Origin of the sequence: Dyella lipolytica (assembly GCF_030160075.1) — a bacterium.
In the GTDB taxonomy this organism is placed as follows: Bacteria; Pseudomonadota; Gammaproteobacteria; order Xanthomonadales; family Rhodanobacteraceae; genus Dyella_B; species Dyella_B lipolytica.
Genome location: NZ_BSNQ01000003.1, coordinates 1059698 through 1068718, shown reverse-complemented (window position 1 = coordinate 1068718; position 9021 = coordinate 1059698). Strand labels below are relative to the sequence as shown.

Below are 9021 nucleotides of genomic sequence, written 5' to 3'. Positions count from 1 at the left end.
GTGGGTCTGGTGCAGCAGGCAACTGCCGGTGCGAACCTGACGGTGGGCGCGAACACCGACGGTAGCACGGTGGATTTCACCGGCACGGCCGGTGCACGTACCTTGACGGGTGTGGCCAATGGCAACGTGTCGGCCACTAGCCTGGATGCGGTGAACGGCTCGCAGCTCTACGGCGTGTCCAGCAGTGTTGCGTCTGCCCTGGGTGGCGGCTCTACGGTGAACGCCGACGGCTCGATCAGCGCGCCGAGCTACACCGTGGGCGGCACCACCGTGAACAGCATCGGCGGTGCGATCAGCAACATCGACGGCCGCGTGACGCAGAACAGCAGCGACATCTCGGATCTTAACGACCAGATCAGCAGCGGTACTGTGGGCCTGGTGCAGCAGAATCCGACCACCGGCAACCTTACGGTGGGCGCAAATACGGGTGGCGCTTCGGTGGACTTCACCGGCACGGCCGGCCCGCGAGTGCTGACTGGCGTGGCCAACGGTACGGGTGATACCGATGCGGCAACGATCGCGCAGTTGAAGGCGATGGGCTTGTTCGACCCGAACTCCAATCTGCCCCTGGCGGCGGTGGTGTACGACGGCGTCGACCTGTCGAGCGTAACCTTCGGCGGCAGCAACGGCACCTTGCTCAACAACGTGGCGCCGGGCCTGATTGCCTCGGGCAGCATGCAGGCGGTGAACGGCGGCCAGCTGTTCGACCTGCAGCAGAACTTCCAGAGCCAGTTCAGCCTGCTCACCGGTCAGTACAACTCGCTCAACGATCGCGTGGGCACCATCGAGCAAAGCATTGCCGATGGCAGCATCGGCGGTCCGGTACCTTCGCCGGGCCCGGGTAGCGGCAGCACGCAGGTGGGCGATGGTGCGAACGCTTCCGGTACCAACAGCACGGCCGTTGGCACGAATGCGGTGGCATCGGGTGATAACAGCACCGCGACCGGCGCCGGTTCGCAAGCGACAGGTAGCAACAGCACCGCCAACGGTGCCGGCGCAGTCGCATCGGGTAGCAACAGCACGGCTACCGGCGCGAACTCGGTCGCTTCGGGCAGCAACAGCACGGCCAATGGTGCCAATGCCAGCGCCACCGGCACTAACAGCACGGCATTGGGTGCGAACTCCAGCGCAACGGGCAACAACTCCGTAGCACTGGGTGCCGGCTCGGTAGCGGACCGCGACAACACCGTCTCGGTCGGTTCGCCGGGCAACGAACGCCAGATCACCAACGTGGCGGCCGGTACGCAGCGCACCGATGCCGCCAACTGGGGTCAGGTGCAGGATGCCGTCAACGGCGTGCAGGACTGGGCCAATCAGAAGTTCACGCAGATGAACAAGCGCATCAACGGCATGGGTGCGATGAGCGCCGCCTACGGCCAGATGGCCTTCAGCGCGCAAGGCATCGACAAGCCCAACAGAATGGGCGTGGGTGTAGGCATGCAAAACGGCCAGTCGGCCATCGCGGTGGGCTACTCGCGGCAGATCAAGCCGAACTTGAATGTGTCGTTCGGTGGCTCGGCTTCTGCTAACGACGTGTCAGTCGGTGCAGGCATGGCCTTCGGCTGGTAAAGCCAAAGCGTTGCCGGCAACGCGCAGGGCGATGCCGGTGTGGGCTTCGGTGCCTCGATGGTGTGGTAACCGAAGTCATGTGTCAGCGGCGAAGGCGTGCTTCCTGGTGAGCCTTCGCCGATTTGTCCCGGGCGCTTCGGCGCCCGGTTTTTTTATGCGCGTTGGTTATCGACTGGTATCGACAAGTACCAACTCGGTGTCTTCCAGTGCTTTCACTTCCAGTGTCGGTTCATTGTGAATGGCTGCACCATCGCGGGCATCGAGCTTGATGCCGTTGAGTTCGACCGAGCCTTTGGCGGGCACAAGATACGCGTAGCGATCTTTCGCAAGCGCGTACTGCGTGGTTTCGCCGGCCTTGAGCGTGGCGCCGAGTACGCGCGCATCGGTGCGTAGGGGCAGGGCATCGGTGTCGTCCTTGAAGCCGCTGGCCAGCGCCACGAAACGACCAGAGCGCTCACCCGCCGGAAACGGTTTGGCACCCCACGACGGTGGTTTGCCGTGACCATCGGGAATGATCCAGATCTGGAAGATACGTGTGCTGTTCGGCTCCAGGTTGTATTCGCTATGCGTGATGCCGGTGCCGGCGCTCATCACCTGCACATCGCCCGCTTCGGTGCGACCTTCGTTGCCGAGGCTGTCACGGTGCGTGATCGCACCTTCGCGCACATAGGTGATGATTTCCATGTCTGCATGCGGATGCGGCGGAAAGCCGGTCTGTGAAGCGATAGTGTCGTCGTTCCACACACGCAACGCGCCCCAGCCCATGCGCTTGGGATCGTTGTAGCTGGCAAACGAAAAATGATGTTTGGCCTTGAGCCAACCGTGATCGGCTCCGCCAAGGCTGTCGAAAGAGCGACGTTCGATCATGAGAGCACCTGTAACCCTGTGGTTGAGATGACGCCCAACATAAGGCCAATCATCGCGACGGGTAGCACGTGGTTTGGAAACAGTGTGTCGCAAAGGCGAACGATGAAACGTTCCGATAGAACGGGGCGTGGCGCTGGGCGCGCCCCGGTTCAGTCCGCTTACTGCTTGTCGGCCGCGAAGGTGGAGGTCGTTCCACGCAGTTTGTCGTGGACGACCACATTCATGGTCTTACCATCGGCTGCCACCTTCACTTCCGCAACACTGATGGGTTTCCCATCGCGTTTGTCGGTTTCGGTAAAGCTGCTTGCCCCGGTTTTCATCACCGATACGCTGGTTATGCCGGGGTCGCCCTTATAAGGCGCTTCGGTACCGTCCATCTTGGCGCTGTAGGACTGGCCGGTCTGGGTGGTCATGCTGAGGTGATCGCCGTCGACCTTGAAGGTCATCAGCAGACCGTTGTCGGAGAAGTTTTGGAAGCCGGTACTGCGCCATGCGCCGGAAACATGGTGCGAACCAGCCGGCCCGGCTTCGACACGCGTCATGGTGACTTTGCCGGTGATCGGTGCTGCGTCGGTATCGCTGCTGTCTGTGAAATCCACGACCGCGGTTTTGCCGTCGGCAGCGACAGCGGTGGTGGACGTTCCAACCACCTTGCCGCCTTTCTTGTCGGTTTCCCGGATGGTGTGATCGTCCACCACGTCGACGGCTATCGAATCGAAGTAGGGATGTCCGGTGACGCTGTGGTCTTCACCATCGGCTTTGACCGAGATGGCCGGTACACAGGTCTTGCATTGGAAGACACCGTTTTGCAGTAACAGTATGTCGGGCTTCTTTGACATCTGCACCTTGTTCAGGTCGATCTTCCAGGTTCCCTCGAAGGCGCTCTGTGCCATGGCCAGCACCGGCAGCAGGGAGGCCAGTGCGACCCCAAACAACAATGACTTTTTCATCGTCGATCCTCTGTCGGGTTGGTTCGCTGCAACGTCTTTGCCGCCCGAATGTACGCCGATGGCTGTTAAACGGCTATGTGACGAATGGGGCCGTTATGTGCGCCTTGGGTGCCCGCTCATTTCGTGCCCGACGTCATGGGCAAAGGCCAGATGCCAGCGGGTGGAACTGAGCGAGATCACTGTAACGATCAGGAAAGCGGCGGAGAAATCCAGTCGGCTGGGCTCGGCGTTGTGGCTTGCCGCCATGGCGAGTTTCAGGACCAGCGCGCCGCAACACACGCCCACCGAGAGCATCAACTGCTGCAAGGTGGAGTAGAAGCTGTTGGCGGCGCTCATGCGATCGGTAGGTACCGCTTCGTAGGCGATGGTGTTGTAGGCGGCGAACTGGAACGACATCACAATGCCGCAGTACACCAGCAACCCGAACATTAACCAGAACGGCCAGTCCGCTTGGAAAAAAGCGCAGATGGCATAACTCAGGCTGGCCAGCACGCCGTTGTAGACCATGGCACGGCGGAAACCGATTCGCCGCAATATACGTGTGGTGAGAACGCGTGCCATCAGCGCGCCAAGGGAAATGCCCAGGATCAACTGGCCGCTGCGCAGGGCCGAAAAACCAAGGCCGATTTGCAGCAGCAGCGGCAGCAGGAATGGCTGCGCGCCCTGGGTGATTCGCATCAGCGAACCGGAGACCACCGACAGTCGAAATGAATCGATGCGCAGCAGCGTGAGATCTACCGCCGGATTGGCGCAGCGTCGCGCATGCCATACATAGCCCACGCACGCCGTCACACCGATGGCGACGAGCAGCACGGCATTGCGCATATCGGTGTTCTGGCCGAACAACTCGAGCCCGAACAACGAGCACGATAACCCGACGCTGCAAAGAGCAAAACCTGGCCAGTCGAAGCGTGCCGGTTGCGTCACGCTGTGCACAACCGGAATGTATCGCCGCACCAGCCAGTAGCCCAATACGCCGATCGGCACGTTTATGTAGAAGATCCAGCGCCAGTCGAAGTATTCGACAATGAACCCACCCAGTGGCGGCCCGGCCATCGTGCCGACGATGGCCGGAATCAGCGTCCACATCATGGACGAGACCAAATGGCGGCGCTCCACCGTGCGCAGGATCACCAGTCGCCCCACCGGCGCCATCATGGCGCCGCCCGTGCCTTGCAGCAGTCGCGCCGCCACCATCATCGGCAGGGTCCTGGTCAGCGAACACAAGATCGAGCCGATGATGAACACCACGATGGAACTGTTGAAGACGCGCTTGGCGCCAAAACGATCCGACATCGCGCCGCTGACAGGAATCAGTACTGCCAATGCCAACAGGTAACTGGTGACGGCTACGCTCATCGCCGGCGCAGAGACATGGAAATCGCGGGCCATCGTCGGTAAAGCCGTTGCCAAAACGGTACCGTCCATCTGCTCGAGGAAGATGGCACAGCCCACGATCAAGGAGGTTAGGCGGTAATCGGGAAAAACCGGCAATGAAATGGCCGGTGCATCCGCCTTTTCCTCAGTCAACAACGTCACGAGTTCGGTTCCTGGAACAACCACGCCTTCCCCGCACCGCTAGCTCGGCAGGAAGAGGGGAGGCGCAGAAAATGGCGGCGTACGAGGTTGTGCACCGCACGGGCTAAATTATTCGCCTCTGATGGGGCGACAGCAAGGCAAATCGATCACAGAAAGGTTGCCGATGCCTGTCGATTAAGGAGCGGCGGTGGGATCGTGCGCCAGAAACGCGAAAGCGGCGCCAGCTGGGCCGGCGCCGCTCTGTCTATTAGGACGTCTTGTGGAATTCGATGCGGAGGTTCTTCCGCACCCTGTTTGTTTCAGCGTTCATAGCAACGATTACAGCGCTTCAAAAATACCCGCTGCGCCCATGCCGGTACCGATACACATGGTCACCATGCCGTACTTCTGCTTGCGGCGGCGCAGGCCGTGCAGCAGGGTCGCGACGCGGATGGCACCGGTAGCGCCCAGCGGATGGCCGAGAGCAATGGCGCCGCCGAGCGGGTTGACCTTGGCGGTATCCAGGCCGAGATCGCCAATCACCGCCAAAGCTTGCGCGGCGAAGGCTTCGTTGAGCTCGATCCAATCCAGTTGATCCTGCTTGATGCCGGTTTGCTTCAGCGCCTTCGGAATCGCTTCCTTCGGACCGATACCCATGATGTCCGGACGCACGCCAGCCACCGAGAAACCGACGAAACGGGCGAGCGGTGTAAGGCCGTAGTCCTTGATCGCCTGCTCGCTGGCAAGCAATACGGCACCTGCGCCGTCGGATGTCTGCGAAGAATTGCCCGCCGTGACCGTGCCGCCGAACTGACCATTGCGGAATACGGTCTTGAGCTTGGCCAGCACTTCTAACGAGGTGCCGGCGCGCGGACCTTCGTCGATGTCGACGACGCGACTATCGGTCTTGATGCCGCGCGTGGCGAGATCCGGGTAATGGTCGTCGAGCTTGTACGGGGTGATCTCATCCTTGAATTCGCCAGCGGCAATCGCGGCGAGTGCGCGACGGTGGCTTTCCACGGAGAAGGCGTCCTGCTGTTCGCGACTCACCTTCCACTGCTTGGCGACGTTCTCGGCGGTGATGCCCATGCCATAAGCGATGCCGATGTGTTCGTTGTCGAAGATGCCTGGATTCATGGCGATCTTGTTGCCCATCATCGGCACCATGCTCATGCTCTCGGTGCCGCCAGCGAGCATCAAGTCTGCCTCGCCCAGACGGATGCGATCGGCGGCCATCGCCACCGCTTGCAAGCCGGAAGAACAGAAGCGGTTGATGGTGACGCCCGGCACTGTATCCGGCAGGCCGGCCAGCAGTACGCCGATGCGTGCCACGTTCATGCCTTGCTCGGCTTCGGGCATGGCGCAGCCGATGATGGCATCGCCGATGCGATGTGGATCGATGCCCGGCGCCTGTGCCATCACGGCACGGATCACGTGGGCCAGCATGTCGTCGGGACGGGTGTTGCGGAATACGCCGCGCGGCGCCTTGCCAACCGGGGTGCGGGTAGCGGCGACGATGTAGGCGTCTTGCACTTGCTTGGTCATGGTCTTTACTCCGTTGCGTCGCGCGATTCGCGGCGACGCGCTTTGGTTTTTGTTCGTCGTCCCGGCGAATGCCGGGATCCAGTGTCTTTGTCGTGACTCAGAGTCGCTGGGCCCCGGCGTTCGCCGGGGCGACGAGCCTTTAGTTCCTCAGCGGTTTGCCGGTGGTCATGGTGTGAGCGATACGTGCCTGGGTCTTTTCGGTTTGCGCTAGCTCCACGAAGTGTTTGCGCTCCAGCTCCAGCAACCATTCTTCGTCCACCAGCGAACCGCGCTCGATCGCACCGCCACACAAGGTGTCAGCGATGCGCGTGGCGATGGCCACGTCGTGCTCGGAGGCGAAATAACCGGCTTGCAGGTTGGCAAGCGACGCTTTGAACGTAGCGGTGCCAACATCGCCAGCGACCGGAACGCTACGAGCGTACAGCGGTGCGCGCCAGCCGCTTTCGGCCAGCGAACCCGCCACCTGCTTGGCGACATAAAGCAACTCGTAAGGGTTGAACACCACCACATCGCTGTCGCGCAGCAAGCCCAGCTGCTTGGCTTCGAGTGCGCTGCCACCGACCTTGGCCATCGCCACGGTTTCGAAGACTTTCTTCAGCGATTCGAAGGGATCGGTCGGATTGCTCTGTCCGGCGCGCACGGCCAGCTCATGCAGGCCACCACCGGCGGGCAGCAGACCCACGCCGGCTTCGACCAGGCCGATATAGCTTTCTAACGCAGCAACGGTGCGTGCCGAATGCATCTGGAATTCGCAACCACCACCCAGGGCGAGACCACGCACGGCGGATACCACCGGCACCAGCGAGTGCTTGATGCGCATGCTGGTGCGCTGGAAGTTCGCGACCATCGCCTTGAAGTCGTCGATCTTGCCGGCTTGCAGCAAGCCAAGCGCGCCCTTGAGATCGGCACCTGCCGAGAACGGTTCGCTGGTCTGCCAGATCACCACGGCCTTGAGCTTTTCTTCGGCAACACCAATGGCGTGCTGAATGCCGTCGAGCACCTGGTCGTTGACCGTGTTCATCTTGGTCTTGAACGAGATGATGCCGATGCCGTCGTCGCCCAGCGTCCACAAGCGGACGCCGTCGTTTTCCCACACGGTCGTGCCCTGGTCGAACTTCTCGCCAAGAATCGGATCGGGGAACAACTGACGCTTATACACGGGGTGCTGCGAGCGCGGCTTGTCGGCGTTGGCGGCGGCGGAATACGAGCCATTCTTGCCATGCACGCCGGTGCGGCCATCCGTCACCCACTTCGGCAGCGGCGCCTTGCTCATCGCCTTACCGGCGTCGATGTCTTCCTGGATCCACTTCGCCACCTGCTGCCAGCCGGCGGCCTGCCAGGTCTCGAACGGGCCGAGTTTCCAGCCGTAGCCCCAGCGGATAGCAAAGTCGACATCGCGTGCGGTGTCGGCGATATCGGCCAGGTGATAGGCGGTGTAGTGGAACAGATCACGGAACGTGGCCCATAGGAACTGCGCCTGCGGATCGCTCGACGCGCGCAGCTTGCCGAACTTCTCGGCCGGATCCTTGATGGCGAGGATGGCGGACACTTCATCCGATGCCTTCTGCTCGGACGCACGGTAATCGCGCTTGGCGACATCCAGCACCACGATGTCCTTGCCGGCCTTCTTGTAGAAACCTGCGCCGGTCTTTTGGCCCAGCGCGCCTTGTTCGATCAGGCCGCTCAACCACGCCGGAGCCTTGAAGTATTCGTGCCACGGATCATCAGCCAGCGTATCGGCCATGGTCTTGATGACGTGCGCCATCGTATCGAGGCCGACCACGTCGGCAGTGCGATAGGTAGCGCTCTTGGGACGGCCCACCGCCGGACCGGTCAGCGCATCGACGGTGTCGAAGCCCAGCTTGAACTGCTCGGTGTGATGCATGGTGGCCAGCATCGAGAACACGCCGATGCGGTTGCCGATGAAGTTGGGCGTGTCCTTGGCGTAGACGACACCTTTGCCGACGGTCGTGGTGAGGAATGCCTCGAGGCCTTCCAGCACATTCTTGTCGGTGAGCTTGGTTGGAATCAGCTCGACCAAGTGCATGTAGCGAGGTGGGTTGAAGAAGTGCACGCCGGTGAAGCGATGGCGCATTTCTTCCGGCAGGGCTTCGGCCAGGCCGTTGATCGACAGGCCCGAAGTGTTGCTGGCCAGTACAGCCGTCGGCGACACATATGGCGCGATCTTCTTGTAGAGATCCAGCTTCCAGTCCATCCGCTCGGCGATCGCCTCGATCACCAGGTCGACATCTTTCAGGTGCGCCAGGTCATCGTCGTAATTGGCCGGGATGATGGCAGCAGCGCGAGTGCTGTCAGCCAGCGGGGCGGGCGAGAGCTTTTTGAGGTTCTCAATCGCCTTGAGCGCGATGCCGCTCTTGGGGCCGTCCTTCGCGGGAAGGTCGAACAGTACGGTTTCGACGTTGGCGTTGGTCAGATGTGCGGCGATCTGCGCGCCCATGACGCCGGCGCCCAGCACCGCGGCCTTGCGGATGCGTAACGCTGACTTGGGGGAGGATGGAGCGGTCATTGGCTTCTCCGAGGATACGAATGCGAAACAAGGTTGAACGAAGCA

The 9021-nt window shown here is 61.7% G+C and carries 6 protein-coding genes; 1 reads left to right on the top strand and 5 read right to left on the bottom strand.

The window, feature by feature from the left end:
- Nucleotides 1-1569 (top strand): YadA family autotransporter adhesin (locus QQL64_RS06155; protein ID WP_284397031.1); only part of this gene is annotated, 1569 nt, incomplete at its 5' end.
- 165 nt (nucleotides 1570-1734) lie between these two features.
- On the opposite strand, the gene QQL64_RS06150 is transcribed toward QQL64_RS06155, so the two are convergent.
- The 5 genes from QQL64_RS06150 to QQL64_RS06130 form a co-directional block, all read right to left on the bottom strand.
- The gene (locus QQL64_RS06150; protein WP_284397028.1) at nucleotides 1735-2436 is read right to left on the bottom strand and encodes a pirin family protein; all 702 of its coding nucleotides are present in this window, start codon (nucleotides 2434-2436) and stop codon (nucleotides 1735-1737) included.
- Between the two features lie 158 nt (nucleotides 2437-2594).
- On the bottom strand, nucleotides 2595-3386 hold the full coding sequence (locus QQL64_RS06145; protein WP_284397027.1) for a hypothetical protein: 792 nt from the start codon (nucleotides 3384-3386) through the stop codon (nucleotides 2595-2597).
- A gap of 93 nt (nucleotides 3387-3479) precedes the next feature.
- On the bottom strand, nucleotides 3480-4916 hold the full coding sequence (locus QQL64_RS06140; protein ID WP_284399659.1) for an MFS transporter: 1437 nt from the start codon (nucleotides 4914-4916) through the stop codon (nucleotides 3480-3482).
- 327 nt (nucleotides 4917-5243) lie between these two features.
- Nucleotides 5244-6449 (bottom strand): acetyl-CoA C-acyltransferase, encoded by a 1206-nt coding sequence (locus tag QQL64_RS06135; protein WP_284397025.1) that lies wholly within the window; start codon nucleotides 6447-6449, stop codon nucleotides 5244-5246.
- Between the two features lie 139 nt (nucleotides 6450-6588).
- The gene (locus QQL64_RS06130) at nucleotides 6589-8976 is read right to left on the bottom strand and encodes a 3-hydroxyacyl-CoA dehydrogenase/enoyl-CoA hydratase family protein (RefSeq protein WP_284397022.1); all 2388 of its coding nucleotides are present in this window, start codon (nucleotides 8974-8976) and stop codon (nucleotides 6589-6591) included.
- Between the last annotated feature and the right edge of the window lie 45 nt (nucleotides 8977-9021).